The following is an 18,508-nucleotide window of genomic DNA, read 5'->3' as shown; positions in this document are numbered from 1 at the left end:
AACAGCCTACTTCGCGGCAAAACGATTGACAATATTGATAAAACAAAATAATTAAATCTAGATTAATTGTAAAGAAAGTATGGTTGCAAAATTGAGTGAAAAGAAATCGTATCCTTGGATAGTTGTTGGGTTATTGTGGTTTGTGGCATTATTGAATTATCTGGATCGGCAAATGCTTTCTACTATGAAACCGGCAATGATGCTTGATATTCCAGAGTTGGCCAAGGCCGAAAACTTTGGCCGACTAATGGCTATTTTCCTTTGGATTTATGCATTGATGAGCCCAATTTCAGGAATCATTGCTGACAGGATGAACCGAAAAAATATGATTGTTTGCAGTCTTTTTGTTTGGTCGGGTGTTACAATGGCGATGGGTTATGCAACTACTTTCAACCAAATATATGTATTACGTGCCGTTATGGGTGTTAGCGAGGCTTTCTATATTCCTGCCGCTTTATCATTGATAGCCGACTACCACCAAGGTAACACACGTTCTTTTGCCATAGCCATTCATACTACTGGAATATACTTGGGGCAAGCGCTGGGTGGATTTGGCGCTACTGTTTCTGAACATTTTTCTTGGCATTTTACCTTTCACTCCGTCGGGCTGATTGGTGTTATTTACAGCATTGTGTTGATTTTTTTCATAAAAGAAAAGAAAGCGTATGTTTTTGATACCTCCCAAAAATTATCGATGGGAACAGAATTTAGGCAAATGTTCAAAGGACTGGGCATCTTGTTCGGAAATATATCTTTTTGGGTATTGCTCTTTTATTTCTCGGCTCCGAGTCTGCCTGGATGGGCGGCCAAAAACTGGTTGCCAACATTGTTTTCAGAAACACTACATCTGGATATGTCACTTGCAGGCCCTATGGCTACCGTTACCATCGCAATGTCATCGTTTGTGGGAGTTTTGATTGGCGGTTATATTTCTGACAAATGGGTGATGAAAAACCTTAAAGGACGTATCTATACCTCCGTAATTGGTTTAACTCTTACGATTCCGGCACTCTTTTTACTGGGTAATGGCACAAGTCTCGAAGCCATTTTGACTGGAGGAATGCTCTTTGGTCTTGGATTTGGCGTCTTTGACACTAACAATATGCCTATTCTTTGCCAGTTTGTATCACCCCGTTATCGTGCTACCGGATATGGAATCATGAACTTAGTCGGTATTTCTGCAGGAGCGGTTATTACTGAATTTTTAGGAAAAGCTGCTGACAGTGGAGGAATGGGACATATATTTGTATTGCTGACAATCGTAGTCATTATTGCCATTATTTTGCAGCTTGTTACCTTGCATCCGAAAACAGTAAATATGACAGAAGAGATTGCCAAATCTGAATAAACATTTATAAGTGCCTTTTTAAACCATTTAAGGGATAAAGTTCCTATAAGCTAAAACTTAAATGACCTTATATCCCTTAAATGGTTAATTTTTATATTCTTTTTAGGAATTCGAATTACAAAATTTTTGCAATCTCTGCTTCGATTTCCTTAATATTTGAAATTACCTTCGTCATTTCTTTTTCGTCAAAAGTGGTAAAAGGCGGCGCTATATTTCCATTAATGATTCCCAATGCTGACAAAGCACCTTTCAGTCCTTTCAAATAACTGGAGCCATAAGATCCTACGGTGTAAATTTTAGTGCTAATTTCCATCACTAGATTTTGTAATTCCTCCATTCGGGCAAAATCTTTGGCTACTGCTGCATTGTATAATGCCACATATAGCTTTGGAAAAAGATTCGCACCACCGTTAACCCCTCCATTGCCTCCCATCAATACCGTTTCGGCAGTAATTTCTTCTGGACCTACCAATAGGCTGAAATTTGTTTTTAGTAAATAACAAAGCGATTGAAAATAAACCGCATTGGCAGAACTGTCTTTTAATCCAATGATGTTCGGATGTTCAGACAAACGAACTACCGTTTTTGCATCAATATTAATCTTCGTATGAGAAGGCATATTATACAAGAAAAGCGGCAAGGTAAGCTGGTCAGCAAGACTCCAATAATACTTGTATAACTCTTCCTGCCCTAATCCATAATAATAAGGTGGCGCAGCAACAACAGCCGCAGCTCCTGCTCTCTCAGCTATTAAAGCCAAATGAATACTTTCCTCAATTGAAGTATCTGTAATACCCACAAATACCGGAACTCTTCCTTTTACAGCTTTGCAGCTTTCAATAATGAGTTGTTCTCTTGTTTTATAGCTTAAACTCGTTGATTCACCAGTTGTTCCCAGAATAAATATTCCGTGAACACCTCCAGAAATCAAATGTTCTACAAGATGCTGAACTCCTTTGACATCCAATGTAAGATTGTCTGATAATAAAGGAGTTACCATTGGCGGAATAATTCCACTAAAAGCTTGTTTATTTGTTTGTGTTGTCATTATGCTAAAATTTTATTTATAACTATTTTTTAATTTGCTTAACTTTCTAAAGTATTTTATTTTGTTTCAAACGTTGTGACGAATGAAAGGAATCTGATTTCTAATTTGCTTCAGCACTATATACCACAGCAACAGCTTCCTCCTTATCTCCTTTTTTACGCCAATAATTGGCCAGTAACGAACCTGAGACATTCATCCAGGGACTAAATACCGCAGAAGCTAATCCCAATGTTGCCAATTTTCCCATGGAACCCGCCAATCCTGATGCCATTCCACCATTTTGCAAACCCACTTCAAAAGCTATGGTCTGACTGCTCTTTTTGTCCAAACCGCTAGCTCTGCTCAGCCAATAACCAAAAAAGTAACCCGCTCCGTTGTGTAACACAGAAGCCAAGAAAAGCAAAAACCCAATCTGGATTAAATTATCTCTTCCGGCAGCAGTCGTCACCAATGTAAAATAGATGATTCCAAACATCGAAAAATAAGGCATAATGGCATCTATTTTTGGATATACTTTATATAATAAATGGTATAATGAACCCACAATGAAAGCGCCACACAAGAAATTCACGATTTCTAATATATGTGCAGCTGTACTGTCTTCGGCAAGTCCAAAAGAATTTCCAAAGAGAAAAACGGTACCCAACCAAAGCGTTGACAGGATTGTCAAAACATATATTCTTCTTTTTGCTACAGTTCCGTAAGTTTTTAAAACATCGTGAACCATCGCTGCCGCCAAAGGAACAAGGACAATTTTGATGATTTCCATCATCATATTGAAAAAATGCACTTCTACCAAAGTACCAGCAAATATTTTCATTAAAAACGGAGTCATAATAGGCGCCGCCAAAGTAGACATTGCCGTTACGGTAACGGACAAAACCAGATTTCCTTTGGCAATATAAGTCATCACGTTCGAAGCCAATCCACTACTGCAAGAGCCAATCAGGATAATTCCTGCCGCGATTTCAGGTTCAAAACCAAAAGTCTTGGCAATCAAAAAACCCATAATCGGCATAATGGTAAAATGCCCCAACAAACCAATCAACACGCCTTTTCCAGATTTTCGGATTCCCGTAAAATCCTCTATACTCATTTGGGTTCCCATTCCGAACATTACCATTTGAATAATGATTAGTATGAGCCATTTATTCCGCATATCGAAACTGCCAACGTGCAGAAAAAATTCAGGATATAGCAATCCGGCGCAAACCGCAGTGATAATCCAAAACGTGTATTGATACCCGCTTAATACTTTCAGATGTCCCACTCCAATGGCAATACTTGAAAAACCAAAGATTAACCCCAACTTCCAAATTATGTCCATTTGTTGCAACCAGCCCAAACCGGCAACAATGAAAAATATTGGGGCAGCCCAAAGAAAATATTTACGCATATAAACAATTATTAAAACATGTTATTTAAATATTTGAACATATAAGGCATCTAAGTTTCATATAAGTTTGGCTTAAATGACCTTATTTGCCTTATATGGTGAAAAAAAATCTGCTTTTTGATTTTTAGAAATAAAGCTCAGCCAATTTTTTCATTGCAATTGCCGGACTTGCCAAAATCGGCACTAATTTTTCTTCAGCACTTAGACTATCTACAACGCGAGCCATTGAAGCTTGTGCCAACACAATTACATCCACTTCTTTCATTAATCCTTTTAAAGCTTCGGCTACCATTTCATCATGCTTTGCTGTGTCTCCACTCATTAAAGCTTCAAAAGCACCTTCGCATAATTTGGAAGAAATTGTTACATTTTTGCCTGCCAATTCCGCTCTTCTCCTAACTAAATCACTGGTTGGTTCCAATGTTGTAGGCAAAGTGGCAATGACCCCAATTTTGTTGCTGATTTGCACCGCTTCATCCGCCATCGCCTGATCCACCCGAATTACGGGAACCCCGCTTAATGTAGCAGCCGTTTCTATAGCAGCCCCAATAGAGGAACAGGTTACCAAAATCACATCGGCCCCTGCAGCTTCTGCAGCCTGAATGTGACTTACTACTCTCGCAGCCGTATTGGGCATTAATTTCCCTTTTTTAATTACGTCTTTAATCAAACTGTCATCAACTATATTGAACGTTTCTACATCTTTTAAAAATTCATTGCTTAATTGTTGGAACAACGGAACCAATGTTGCCGATGTATGTACAAAACCTAATGTTTTTGCTTTCATATGTATGTATTATTTGTTATTTATTGGTCATATGTAATTCGCATATTTTAATTGGTGTTGCGACCAATTTATAATTATGCTCATTTCATAATTTTTCTCCTTTTAAAACTTTTATAAAATAATCGGCGGTACCAACCTGGCCACCTTTAAAATTCATTTCTATTCCATTTACCCATTCATTGTCCGAAATAGCCTTACAAAGCGGCGCTCCCGGAGCGATTGGAGCAATCATTTCTAATGCCAAAATATCCAATTCTGATGCGGCATAACTGGAAGTATCTCCACCTGCAAAAAGGATTCTTTTTATTTTGACGGTCTTTAATACTTCTTTGGTTATTTGCCCAAGAACACTTCCGTAAATTTTACTGCATTGTTTTTGAATATCATTTGCTTCCATTCCTTTTGCTGCTAAATACAATTCAGTTTCTGCAATACGCGGATCGTTTGATCCTGTACTCGTATGCAGAATAGTACTTTTACCAATATTAAAATTGGCAACAATTTGAGAAACTATGCTTTTAATAACTGCTGACTGATTTTGAATGTCGATGGCATTGCTTTCTAATGCAATTTCCAAAAATCCATTTTCCAAAGCATATTCAATTTGTTTCGAAGTCACCGGAGAACAACTTCCCGATAAAACGAGTATTGGCGAAACTTCTCCCCGTGGTTCAAATTCTATTTCGTTTCCTATGATTTTTTCTTGTTTCCAAGCCAATCCCAAAGCCATTTCGATTCCGGATGAACCAACAGAGAACAATGTTTTTTCTGTTGCCAATTGATTAAAAACACTTCCAATAGTTTTCAAATGTTCCAAATTAAACCCATCAAAAAACAGAACATCCGCTTTGTTATTTTCTACTGCTTCGAGAACGTCTGATGAACCTTTTTCGATTGTCGTCAGGTTGATAAGACTTATCGATTTCTCTGTTTGCTTTGCTAAATGGATTGTCAAATCTCCTTCCAAAGCAGGTGTGACAGGATGCGTGCTCATCGAAGGATGTCGGTCGATGCGGTAAATTTCGCCGTTTCCGATAGTTCCCATTCGAGCAAAGAGATTTCCGAAAACACAAAATCGTCCTAAATGTGGTGCTGATGGCGAAACCAATACCGTTTTTTGATTAAAGACTTTACTTCCAATTTCGATCGCTTTACCAATATTACCAACGTGTGGCGCGGAATCGAAAGTAGAACAGACTTTATAATGAAAATGTGATGGTTCAAAATTTTTCAGGTTTTCAAAAGCGGGAAAAAGTTCCGCTTCCATTTCTGAAGGAGACATCGACCTGCTTTTTCCGGCCAAACCTATAGCCTGAATTCCGGGAAAACGATCCAAATCCTTTTGTTCCGGTTCTCGAAGAAAGAGAACTGTTTTCACTCCGGCCAATGTCAGGAACTCAAGGGCATCCGTAGAGCCCGTGAAATCGTCGCCATAATAGACCAATAGTAATTTATCTTTCTTCTTCATTATTTAGAAAATTTCTTAACCGATGCTGCAAATTCTGGATATTGTTGTGCAATTTCTTCAACAGACAAACCTTCAACAGCTCCAGTCCAAGCTTGTTGAAGTGCGTTTACTCCTGCTTTTGGTCCCATTGGATGAGCCAAAATCCCGCCACCCGCCATATACAATAAATCGGTGGTTTGTGTTCTTCTATAGGTTTCAACCGCTTGTCCACCCCATTGTCCAGATGAAACTACGGGTAAAACTTCATATCCACCCAAAAATGGTTTTAAACAGGATTGAATAGAAGTAACTACAGAATCATCCGACTCCCAAAATTTATTCTGGATTCCGTTTACGTGCAATTGATCTACTCCTGCCAAACGCTGTATTTTTTGATAAGCCGGAAATTCAATTCCCAACAAAGGATGTCTGTTCAGCATTCCCCAGCCGTTCCTGTGACCGTGAATTACGAGGTCGCCTTGGTCACAAATTTTCTTTGTACCGCTTAAACCTACACTGTTGACACTAATCATAGCGCAACTTCCTTCTTCCTTTTTAATCAAGTCGTATTTTCGTTGCATCTCATCAATTTCATCGCTGATATTGAAGGCATACATTACTTTTTTTCCTGTTTTTTGTTCGTTGTCACGGATGACTTTCATAATGGCTTTTACCCTTTCGTCAAAAGGAGAATTGGCAGCAGATCCCATCAATTCATCATCTTTAATAAAATCAATTCCGGCATCAATCAATGATTTTACCAAAGTAGCCGTTTCATCAATGCTCATTCCAATGCTTGGTTTTATAATCGTTCCAATCATTGGTCTATCGCCCACGCCACAAGATAATTTAGAACCTTTGATACCAAATTTTGGTCCTTTGAAATGATTTTTAAAAGAATCCGGAAGTTCAAAATCCATTAGTTTTAAACCTGTAAACTGCGTTATCTCGTATAAATTCCCCTGTAAAGTACTAATCAAAACGGGCAGATTGTAACCAAAGTTTTCTATTGACCAGCTTACTTTAACCCTTGCCTTTTGGTATTTTTTACCAGGAATACTTCCCCCTGGAATAGAAGGCGTATCTGATAAATCCAATAATTGAATGTTTTCCACTCTGGCGGCAAAACGTTTTTTCAATTCTTCGGTTTCACCCGGAACGGATACAAAAGTTCCCGATGATTGTTCACCAGCCAAAACTGCCGCAGCCTGTTCTACATTATAAGGGGTTTCGATAAGATATTCAGCAAAAACTCTTTCCATTATTCCTATTTTAAAATATTAATTATCTATTCCTATTGTACTTTTATGTCAATCGTTGCCGAAGAAATTCCATTTGCTGTCGAAGCTTTTAATTGAATAGCTTCATTCTTTCCATTTGATTGAATGATGGCAATACATTTACCATTATAGACTTTACAAAAATTGGCTTTGAATGAATCTAAACCTGCCTGATAGCCATTATCCACACCAACCAATTTCCCCCCTCCGCTAACTTCAAAATTAATCAGATTATTGGCGTTAGGCACCATATTTCCATCGGCATCTGTGATTGAAACCGTTACGTAAACCAAATCGTAACTGTCGTTTTTTATGGTTTGCTTATCGCCAACTAAAGCTATTTTTGAAGCTGCTCCAGCGGTATGAATTTCCTTTTCCAAAACTACTACGCCGTTCTTTCTGGAAATGGCTTTGATGGTTCCTGGTTCGAATTTTACGCGCCAAGAGATGTGCAAATCGTCATTTTGTTTAGATTTTTTCCCTAATGATTTTCCGTTCAAGAACAATTCTACTTCATCGGCATTATTATAATACACCCAAACATCGACTTCTTGACCTGCTGTCCAATTCCAATGAGGGAAAATATGCAATACAGGTTTGGTTGTCCATTCGCTTTGGTACATATAATAGACGTCTTTTGGAAAGCCCGCCAAATCGACAATTCCGAAATAAGAACTTCTTGCGGGATACGGATACGGATCGGGTTCGCCCAGATAATCAAAGCCTGTCCAGATGAAAGTCCCAGCCATAAAATCCTGCTTCTTGATGGTTTTCCAATTATCCTCGTGCGTTGCTCCCCAATAGGATTTTACCTGATCGTAAGCCGTAACCGTCCAGTCTGCATTTCCGTCAAAAGGTGCGCCGTATTTTGGAGGCCAAGCCTTAACCCCATCCGAAGGAAAATCGTAATGCCCACGAGTTTCCAGAGCCGAAACACTTTCAGAAGCAATTATTTTTTGTCCTTTGAAACGAGTCGGAAAATCTTTGTAATCTTCGTGTTTGTAATTGAATCCCAAAAGATCCAAAGCACCCGATTGATAGATGAAATTTTTCTCGATAACATTCTCTGTCAAAGCGCTCGTAACGGGACGAGTGGTGTCCAGCGATTTTACGATTTGGGCCAGTTCTCTGGTAATGGCAATTCCGGTGCTATCAAATTGTTCCCTGATTTCGTTACCAATACTCCACATCATCACCGAAGGATGGTTGCGGTCTCTTTTGATGAAATCTTCCAGATCCTGTTTGTGCCACGCATCCCAGTCTTTATGGTAATCGTTGGTTACTTTTTTCTTTTTCCAAACATCTGTAAACTCAGCCTGAACAATAAATCCCATTTCATCGCACAATTGCATCATCTCCAACGAATGCGGATTGTGCGCCATTCGGATAGCATTAGTCCCCATTTGTTTGAGGATTGTCAATTTTCTTTTAACTGCGTGAATATTTTCTACAGCACCCAAAGCACCGTTGTCGTGATGCAGGCAAACCCCTAATATTTTGGTCGCAACGCCATTCAATGAAAATCCTTTTTCGGAATCGAAATTGAAGAATCGAAATCCCAATGGTGTTTCGTAATTATCGACTGCTTTTGAATTTTCGTAAATCGTAGTTACAATTTTGTACAAATTCGGATTTTCGGTATCCCACAATTTTGGCTGATTTACGTTTAGGTTGTGAACCTTTTTTGCGTTGGTATTGGCACCGATTTTTTCTGTTGTTTTGGCATTCGCGACTTCTTTATTATTCGCATCCAAAATAGAAGTCACCAATTGGAATTCTTTTTCGGAATTGGTTTTATTTTCGATTGTTACCTCCAAATGTACCGATGCTTTTTCTTTTGAAACTTCCGGTGTTGTTACATAAGTTCCCCATTTTGCCACGTGAAGTTTTTCGCTGGCAACCAATCTCACATTTCTGTAAATTCCGGAACCGGTGTACCATCTGGAATTCGGTTGTGCATCGTTATCAACTTTTACGGCAATGATATTTTCCTGTGTTCCGAAATGCAGATATGGAGACAATTCATAGGTAAAAGAAATGTATCCGTTCGGACGGATTCCTAACGAATGTCCATTTATAAACACTTCACTATTTTTAAAAACGCCGTCAAATTCTATCGAAACGTTTTTGTTCTTCCAATCTTCCGGAAGTGTAAATGTTTTACGGTACCAGCCTTTTCCTGCCGGCAAAAATGCTTGTGCTTGTTTGGTTGGATTGTCTTTATTGAACGCGCCTTCAATACTCCAATCGTGGGGTAATTGCAACGTTTTCCAATCGGCAGTATTGAAATTCGATTGTATCGCCGTTGGATAATCTCCTAATTTGAAATTCCAGTTTTTATTGAAATCTTCAACGATTCGGACTTGCTTTTTTGTGGTCGCACAGGCAACAAGAAGCAATAATACGATTGCTGTTCCGACTTTTTGTAAAACGTTTTTATGTCTATCCATAATTTTATTCTTTTGCCGCAAATTCGCAAATTATTAACCAAGATTGGAAGTAATAAAATTTGCGAATTTGCGGTTAATTTAATTTTATTGAAACTCAAAAGAATCCAAAAGTAAACCTTTCATATCCTCTGATTCTAAAGTGATTTTATACGTTCCGGCATTGATATATCCACCAGATGTGGTACTTAATACTTTCCATTTTTCTGAGGCAGTGGAAAATTCAATTTCATCATTTCGCATCAAAATACCATAGGCATCTTCCATTTTGAACTTCACTTTTATAAGTGTTCCGTTTTTGTTCATAAATCGGAAACGCATCAGGTAAATGCCCGCAACACCTGGTTTTACTTCAAACTGAATGCTGTTTTTTGTCTTTTTTGTAAATTCGATGTAATCGCTCTTTTTGAAATTTCCTTTTTCGATTCCGGTTCCCGAGGTTTTGGCGGTTTCTGCTTCCAAAAGTACAACAGGTCGTGAATCGTCTTTTTCGCCCATATTGTAGGTTGGAACAACTGCGATAGAACTATTTTCAAAAAGTATTTTTTCTCCTTTTTTTACTTTTTTATGAAAAACAGAAAATTCTACTCCTTTGGAATTTTTAGCTATTTCTAACATTTTTTTGTAGCCAGAAATAGAATCCTTTAATTTTTGAAATAGATAAATTTCTGAATCTTCTTTGGTTATAAATGAACCAGAAGATTTTGACTTTGATGATATTTGTAAATAATCGGCCCCATAAACTTCAGCAGGTAATTGTGTAAAAACAACTTCTGAATCTGAATATTGTTTGGAATTAATATCCAGCCAGGAACCGATTTTAGTTTCGGAATTACTTACAACATTCTGAATATTTCGTGGCGAAGCCGAAGCTCCTTTTGCCGTTTTATCTTTGGTGGCTATGGCAATTGCCGAAATGATTGCCTGACTCGCATTTACATTTGGGAACGAAATAACTATTTTTCCGTTTTTGCTTTTTACCACAAAAGTCTTCTTTAAAGCTGAATCGTGTCCGACTTCACTCCAAATATCCAAATCTTTCAGCACCACATTATCATTGATGGCTACGTCAAACAAACGCCAGCCTTTACAATCCAATCCCCCACCAGTTCCGTACCAAGGTTCGGTGAAATACAATTCTACCAGATATTCTCCGTCAGAAGCTGGAAATTCGTAACGCAGTTTGTCGATTCCGTATCTGAAACTCTGAAATAATTTCCAGTCCTTTGTTCCCGAAATGGGGTCGAAAGTGCTTCTTTGACTGGCAAAAAAATCAGGCAATTGTTTGAAATTATCTGTCCACGACAAAGAACCCCAGGTGTTTCCTCCGCTTTTATGAACATCAGCCTGCCACAAATTGCCGAGAGAATCAGTGATTTCACTACCGCCACTGTTGACTCTGTAAATGTAATTGTAGTTTCTTTGAGGTTGTAAAAGTGTTTCTTTTTTTGTTTCTAATTTTGTAAAATTAGGTGCTTCAGGCAAAATGTTTAATACTATGTAATCTTTCGCAACTGCTTTTCCGTTTATATAACCTACAGCGTACAAAATATTATATTGAATATTGACATTGTTCCATTGAAAATGCTGACCCAATCCAGGATTTTTTAGTTTTCCGAGAGATGATTTATTCACATCATTAAACAGTTCGACGGCATCACAATTGGAATAGACATCGATTCCGTTTTTGATTCCCGGAGCATCCCAGCGATTCGGCCAGGTGTGCGAAACGATATAGACCATTGGGTTTGTTTTGTTCGAAACATAATTGGCTCGGTACATGTAATACGCGTCCAAAGGTTCGCCCCAAATACTGAAAAGTCCTTTGTAATTGACTGGTCCAACTTTGTCAATATCCCTAAATCCTTCGCCGTTTTGAACGCGTCCTGGATTTTCGTGCGAAGCAAAAAGCCAGTTGAATTGTCCTGCGATTTTATCTTTTACCGATTCGGCTTCGCGGACTTTGATTTCCATTAATTGCGAGAAACGGTTTTCGCTTAAAATTCCTTTTTGGTCAAATTCGCCTTCGGTGTGCAAATCGTGTGAACGCCAAGCGCCATATTCTCCATTTAGCAATTGGGTGCTCATTTCAACATCGTAATTGAACGGATCACCTCCATAAGTTCCCGACCAGTTTTGCACGACATTCCAATCGGTTCCTTCGCCTCCGTTGCAGGTCGTCACAATGCGTTGTGAAGCGGATATCGGATCCATTTCGCGGATGATTTGGGTACATTCTTCTGCAAATGCTGCCGGAATCGTGCTTTCGTTTTGCAAACCCCACATTACAACCGACACATTATTTCGGCGTTCTTTAATCCATTCGCGTAATAAGGTTTTGAAATTCTCTTTGAATTCGGGTGTGTCGTACCAAATATGTGCCGAAAACTGACTCCAAAACAGGATTCCATTTTCGTCTAATTCTTTTTGGTATTCCAAATTATGAGGCTGGTGTGCTTCGCGAAAAGCATTGAAACCTCCTGCTTTAATTTGTTCTATTCTCGAATGGATTTGTTCATTTGAAAACGAATGGCTGTTCCCAATTAAATGTTCGTATTCGCAGGTTCCGTTGATGAACAAAGGCTCGTCATTGATGTAAAAACGATTGTCTTTTCCGTCACGACTCACTGGCCAGCTTACCCAACGGATTCCGTATGGCGTTTTTAGTTCGTCTATTTTCTTTCCGTTTTCAGATATTGTAGTGACCAATTGATACAAATACGGATTGGCTGGCGACCACAATTTGGGTTGCACAATTGCTGGTAACGTATGCGCAATTTCTTTGGTTTCGCCAAGAAGGCTATTTATCTCGGTTTTTGAAGTGCTGATTTCCTTATCTGTTGCATCAAAAAGCGTATTGACAATAGTTAATTTTCGGTTGGAATTTCCGTAGTTTTTGATTTCTGTAGTAATGTTGAGAACGGCTTTTCCCTTGGAAGTTGCTTTGTCATTCCAAATATGAACCCCAAAAGGTTCTATTCGAACTTCATCAGTAACAACTAAAGTAACCGGCCTGAAAATACCCATTGGCTGTGAGCCTTCAGAAAATCCCCATTCTCCGGAACATCCGCCACAAACCCAAGGCAAATCGGCAATGAATGACGGATGAGCCGCTTTGACGATTATATCATTTGCTTTTTCGAAAGAAACGGCTTTTGTAATGTCGACTGTAAACGTGGTTCTTCCGCCTTTGTGTTCGCCGACTTTTTTGCCGTTTACCCAAACCGTTGCGTAGGAACTCGCACCTTCAAAATAAAGAAAAAGTCTTTTTGATGTATCTTGTTTGTCTAGTTTTAAAGTTTTGTGATACCAGGCGGTTCCGTGTAAATTGCCGTGTTTTGTTCGGCGGAATCCATAATATTGATCCCAATTGTGCGGTACGTTTACTTTTTGCCATTGGGAATCTACTTTTGGATTTTGCACAAAGGTTTCCTCCTGCTCTGGAAGCTGGTCCAAAACAATGGTTTCCCAAGAAGAGTTCAGCGAAACTTCTTTACGGAATGAAGCTCCTTTTTCTTGGGTTTGAGACCAAGCAAAGCAACTAATAAATAAAAAATAAACTATGTAATTTAATTTCTTCATCTTGCTATTTATCCTCACCCCAACCCTCTCCAAAGGAGAGGGGGCCGAAACTGGATAGGTGTGTTTTTTTTAACTCAATTTAGCTGCTCTCGCTATGTGATTGCTTCGTTCCTCGCAATGACTCCCATTGTTTCCTTGTTTGCGTGAGGGATGGCAGTGGAGCTCTTTTTATAGCTGGTTTTTTCTGCCAGCTATAAAAAAGCGGGAACGTACAGCCCGACCCGCAGTCTCGTCTTTTGGGACGAGACGGAGGGTCACGCCCAAATTATCTTAATAGAACAACCAATCTACCGCGCCTTTTTCGCCTTCGTCGATATAACCGACATCGCGGGGCGTAATCGTTTGGTTGCAATCAATAAATCCTAAAATCAAGACTTTTCCTTTGCCCAAATCCAATTTATTTTCTCCAGGTTGAAAGGTATAAGTGTGAATATTTACTCGTGGCAATTCTTTCAGATTCATCGCACTTGCCAAGATTACTTCGGCTTGACCGTAAGCATTTCCGGCCGCATCAGTTTCTAAACTTGGTGGAAACAAGAATCTTTTTTGATCCGAGTTAAAATAACCGACAACCAATTTTACGGCTTTGGTATTTTTGAATTTCAGGTGTGTTCCCTTCTCATTTTGTGCCGTTTCATCGAAAGTAATTCCTTTTAGATTTTGCAATTCAGGGGCTACTTTTATCAGTTCCGAGATGGGAGTTCCATAGACTTTTGTTCCGTTTTTCACTGCGTAAGTTCCTTTATTTTCGCTTAACCAAGTTACTTCGGCTGTTTGCCAAGGTTTGCTTGCTGCCTTTTCGATTACGCCGTCTTTTGAAGATTTCAAAAGGGCAATATTTCGCTTGAAATTGGCTAACTCACGTTCGTAATGTGGCAATAATTCTGCCCAGGTTTTGTTGTTTCCGTCGTCTCCTCCAATTGGAATTCGGCGTTGTGCGGTCTGCATACTATTGGCATACAAATAATGGTCTTTTGTCAAATTGACCAAAGTTTCATAATGTACGATGCTTTTTTCCAGATGCGGAAGGGCTTTATCCAAGTCTGAAATTTCGTTGGAATAGCTGTAACGCAAGACCAAAATAGCAGCTTTTACTTTTTCTGAAAAGAAATCGGCAAAGGCTTTGTAAGCGTGCATATCGTTTTTAAGGCGCAGGAATTCTTCTTTGTCTTTGGTTACTTTTGCTTCGGCTTTGTCAATGGCTTCAATGGCTAATTTTCCGTGTTGCGTTATTTCGGCAATGATTTGTGTTGGCAATTCTCCAACGTGCGGCTCTTTGTTCCATTCTTTTTTGGCGTACTCCAACAGCAATTCGCCTACAGGTCCGCAAGATTCGTGGAATCCTGGATAAACGCGCCATTTGGCAGGATTAACCAACTGACTTTCGAACATTCCTAACAATAAAGTCTGACGATTTCCTTCGGTGATTCCGAAACGTCTTAACGTTTTGGGGGCAATTTCTCCGGCTTCTTCATAGGCTTTCAAAATATTATTTCCGGCTTCGGTATCGGTTCCGAATTTATCCGCCAATTGCTTGTCCCAATACTGGATTTCCTCATTTCGATCTCTTTTGCTTTCCCAGGCATATCTTGCCCAAGCCTTGTACCAAATCCAGTCACGATCCATTTCCAACAATCGTTTATCGGTTTTATCAGCCGTGTAAGGCCAATCCCAATAGGATGACTGCGGATACAAATGCAGCGCATTGGCACCGTGAATATTATGCATTGCCTTAACTGTTTTTTGGATAAAGTCTGGTGATCCGTAACGGAAAGGCTCCAAATTTGCCAAAATATGAACGTTTGAAATATGAACAGAATTCAAAGAACTTAACTTTTTGTGAATTTCTCCCCAAGGTCCGCGAGGCGTGTAAGTCGTCAATGACTCGCCATTGTACTTGTGCATCGTGTACAAGTTTTTATACAACGGAAGCGATTTTTCCATAACCAAAGGCGCATCGGTATCGTGCGCACGAAGAATAATTGGCGGTTCATCGGTTCTTCCCAAGGTTTTCATACCATCCTGAACTCCCGGAATGATGGTTTTTGTAAACCATTCCACATCATCTTCAATCGTATTAATGGCTTCTCCCAAACACACCAACAATCCAACATTAGGGTATTTTTCTATGAAAGCAGCAATTGATTTTCGGGTATAATCGGCAATTTCTGGAGTTATCGGACGTGAACGGTCTTGGGTTTTGATATTATAATGCTCCGCAAAAGGTTTGGAAACAATGATATTATAAAACATTTGAATCACCCAGATTCCTCTTTTGTTGGCTTCAACGGTAAGGTATTTATAGATTTCCTCGTTCTTTTTGAAATCTTCCTCGCTCACTTCAAGCGCAAACGGATAGTCTTTTAATTTTATCAAAGAGGCAAAAGGATGTCCGTTCCACAGATACAAGGAGTTTAGTCGGTTATCGACCATCATATCGAGATACTTCGTCCACAGTTGTTTATCGTAAAACCAAGGAAAAGTTTCGGGTGTGTACGGATATTCATAAACGTCTCTACCCGGAAGATAGGTCGTTTTTTGCACTCCGATACAGGAACCTCTCAAGACCATTTCTGGACTGTCTTCGATATTAATTTCTGATGGGATTTGTCCTGAACTCTTGATACGATCAACCAGTTCCATAGCGCCATACAAAGTTCCAGTGGCATCTGTCCCTTCAATATAGATTGTATTTTTTTGCGTACGAATTTGAAAACCTTCCTTTTTGGTTAGTTTGCTGTCGTCGATTTTAGCATTTCTGGAGTTTTGTTTCCAGAAATCGGTTCCTTTTTCGCCAATGACAATTACCTTGTCTTTTGATTTTTTGGGAGCTTTATCTGCAAAAACTACTTTTAATCCTTTGGATGCTGCTATTTCAGATAGTTTTTCGGCACCAAACTGTGCTCTAGCCGCTTTCGAATCACGAACAATGGTGATGTTTTGCGCTGATGAATAAGAAACAAAAAGACTTAAAAATAATAGACTTAAATACTTCATAAAAGGGGGAATTAATTTTATTTATTCTGAAAAATACGTTTTAGGTAAGCCACGTTTGCACCGTAATTTGCCTTTACATTGTGTACCTGAGTTACATCTCTGGAACGCTCTATAATCAACCAACCACTCCAGTTCATATCGTCCAGCGTTTTCTTGATTTTTGGCATATCTACCGCTTTATCATTTTCCAACCAAACTTTATCAGTAGTCGAAGCGTGAATTTGTGCCAAATGTTTTTTGCCTAAAATCTTCAATTCGGTAGCAATGTCTCTTCCGTTATCTACCGCATTGGCAAAATTGAAAGAGCTTTTGATGTATTTAGAACCTATTTCTTCCAATAATTCTTTCTCTTCGGTAGCGTTCAATGAAGTTTCAATAGCAATGACACCGCCTATTTTACCGACTTGTTTTCCTGCCCATTTTAATCTTTCGATAAGTATCGGACGCAATTCTGGCTTTTTATTCAAATCGCTTTCTGTACCCAAAGGCAAATAAGCCACTTTCACATTCATATTTTTCATTGCCTTGATGCAATCTTCAATCATCAAAGTTATCGATTCTCTTTTGGCAAAAGACTGTGCATAGAAACCAGACATCGCAATGGAACTGATACCGACATTTAATTCTTTGGATTTATCCAGAAATTTTTGTCTTTCGATCGGGTCGCCTAGCTTACTGTCGAATGTAAGTCTGTTGCCTAAACCGCCCATATCGAGTTCGATTCCGTCAGCCTTTATTTCGCTGGCCAAAGCAAAAGAACCCAGTTTTTGTCTTTTTAGAATCATCCAGTCGCAAACCGCAATTTTGTAACGCTCGTTCTTATTTGATAAATGGGAAGTAGCGCAACTATTGAACAACCCAGCAATAACGGCCGTAAAAAGTATAGCCGTAATTTTGATGAGATTCCTCTTGAAATTACTATTCTTCATATTATTTTTTCCGCTATCCATCTTATTCTTCTTCCGCTTTAACGGTGGTCACCACTTTATTTTCGTCACCAGGCCAGATTCCGTTTTTGATTGGAAGAGCCACTAATTTTCTAGGGTCAATTTTTACGTATTTCAGTTTTTCTCTTCTCCAAGTGTAAACGATATGCACCATTCCGTCTGAACTCTGAATCATCGATGGATACGAATACTGGCTTATTTTGGAATCTTCCAAAACCAATGCTGCATTCCAATGAATTCCATCATCAGAAATAGAAACATTCAACGGCGTTCTTGGACCTTTTGCCAAATCACCAGGAGGCAAAACGTGATTGTAAACCAACAGATGTTTTCCGTTTTTAAGCGTTACCGCATCCGTTCCTGAATTGTTATTTGGCAAACCAATTAACTCTATATCCGACCACGTTTTTCCGTTATCTTTAGAAAAAGTACTAAAAATAGCCCTGTTTCTGGTTCTGCCAATAGCCTGAATACTTCCATCTTTATGAAAAAGAATGCTTGGCTGAATCGCATTTATTTTATTTTTCCCTCTCGACAAGGTATCACCCATAACCCAGGTTTTACCGAAATCTGGACTGGTTTCCATACGCAAACGCCATCCGTCACCTTCAATACTTGACGGACACAAAAGTGTACCGTTACTCAATAAAACAGGTTTGTTTTTGATTGGTCCCAAGAAATTTTTATTAGGCATATTTTTAGCTTCTGACCAGGTTTTTCCACCATCAGACGAAGTTCTGATTACACCCCACCACTCCGATGGTTTTGGTCCAATTTTATAAAACAACATCAAATCGCCACCGGGAATTTGGTACAAAACAGGATTCCAGGTTGGCAATCTTGGCCCTTCTTTCATTACACCGTCAGCCACTTTCACACCTTCGCTCCATTTGTCGCTTCCTTTAGGTTTGATGCTTACATAAATACAAACATCAGGATGTCTTTCGTGCGTTCCTCCAAACCAGGACGACACTAAATCTCCGTTGGTTGCTTCCACAATTGTTACAGCGTGGCAGGAAGGATAAGGCGCTTTATCGTATATGAATTCATCTACCAAAATTCCTTCTTTCCAAGTCTTTTTTTCCAAAGCTGATTTACAACCTCCCAAAAGAAGCAGTCCAAAAAAGGCAACAGTTATTTGTTTGAGTTTCATTATTTGTTCTTTAAAATATTATGATGTTTATTTCCAATGTATTATGCAAATATCAAAATGCAAAAATTTATTAAGT

At 39.0% G+C, this 18,508-nt stretch carries 11 protein-coding genes; 1 reads left to right on the top strand and 10 read right to left on the bottom strand.

The features are described from left to right. Positions 1-79 precede the first annotated feature (79 nt). The gene (locus QLS97_RS09735; protein ID WP_282716299.1) at positions 80-1,348 is read left to right on the top strand and encodes an MFS transporter; all 1,269 of its coding nucleotides are present in this window, start codon (positions 80-82) and stop codon (positions 1,346-1,348) included. 115 nt (positions 1,349-1,463) lie between these two features. Here the strand turns inward: QLS97_RS09735 and QLS97_RS09730 are convergent, their stop codons facing one another. From QLS97_RS09730 to QLS97_RS09685, 10 genes are all read right to left on the bottom strand, one after another. Beyond that, positions 1,464-2,396 (bottom strand): dihydrodipicolinate synthase family protein, encoded by a 933-nt coding sequence (locus tag QLS97_RS09730; RefSeq protein ID WP_282716298.1) that lies wholly within the window; start codon positions 2,394-2,396, stop codon positions 1,464-1,466. A gap of 100 nt (positions 2,397-2,496) precedes the next feature. After that, entirely contained in the window at positions 2,497-3,792 is a 1,296-nt protein-coding gene (locus QLS97_RS09725; RefSeq protein ID WP_282716297.1) for a bile acid:sodium symporter family protein, read from the bottom strand. A gap of 124 nt (positions 3,793-3,916) precedes the next feature. Next, positions 3,917-4,579 (bottom strand): aspartate/glutamate racemase family protein, encoded by a 663-nt coding sequence (locus QLS97_RS09720; RefSeq protein ID WP_282716296.1) that lies wholly within the window; start codon positions 4,577-4,579, stop codon positions 3,917-3,919. An 85-nt stretch (positions 4,580-4,664) separates the two neighbouring features. Beyond that, complete coding sequence (locus tag QLS97_RS09715; RefSeq protein ID WP_282716295.1) at positions 4,665-6,047, bottom strand: four-carbon acid sugar kinase family protein; 1,383 nt, start codon at positions 6,045-6,047, stop codon at positions 4,665-4,667. Then, a complete protein-coding gene (locus QLS97_RS09710; RefSeq protein ID WP_282716293.1) occupies positions 6,047-7,288 on the bottom strand; it encodes a ribulose-bisphosphate carboxylase large subunit family protein in 1,242 nt (413 codons plus the stop codon). The genes QLS97_RS09715 and QLS97_RS09710 overlap by 1 nt, the downstream gene beginning before the upstream one ends. Before the next feature lie 32 nt (positions 7,289-7,320). Continuing rightward, positions 7,321-9,756, bottom strand: coding sequence for a glycoside hydrolase family 2 TIM barrel-domain containing protein (locus QLS97_RS09705; protein WP_282716292.1), 2,436 nt, complete (start codon positions 9,754-9,756; stop codon positions 7,321-7,323). Positions 9,757-9,840: 84 nt separating this feature from the next. Beyond that, complete coding sequence (locus tag QLS97_RS09700) at positions 9,841-13,335, bottom strand: malectin domain-containing carbohydrate-binding protein (RefSeq protein ID WP_282716291.1); 3,495 nt, start codon at positions 13,333-13,335, stop codon at positions 9,841-9,843. Positions 13,336-13,605: 270 nt separating this feature from the next. Beyond that, complete coding sequence (locus QLS97_RS09695) at positions 13,606-16,332, bottom strand: alpha-d-galacturonidase (RefSeq protein WP_282716289.1); 2,727 nt, start codon at positions 16,330-16,332, stop codon at positions 13,606-13,608. 17 nt (positions 16,333-16,349) lie between these two features. Beyond that, positions 16,350-17,261: a sugar phosphate isomerase/epimerase family protein gene (locus QLS97_RS09690; protein ID WP_282716288.1), complete on the bottom strand. Its 912-nt coding sequence runs from the start codon at positions 17,259-17,261 to the stop codon at positions 16,350-16,352. 22 nt (positions 17,262-17,283) lie between these two features. Next, positions 17,284-18,432: a sialidase family protein gene (locus tag QLS97_RS09685; protein ID WP_282716286.1), complete on the bottom strand. Its 1,149-nt coding sequence runs from the start codon at positions 18,430-18,432 to the stop codon at positions 17,284-17,286. Positions 18,433-18,508: the final 76 nt, after the last annotated feature.

Source organism: Flavobacterium yafengii (assembly GCF_030010375.1).
In the GTDB taxonomy this organism is placed as follows: Bacteria; Bacteroidota; Bacteroidia; order Flavobacteriales; family Flavobacteriaceae; genus Flavobacterium; species Flavobacterium yafengii.
This window is presented reverse-complemented; position numbering and strand designations above follow the sequence as displayed.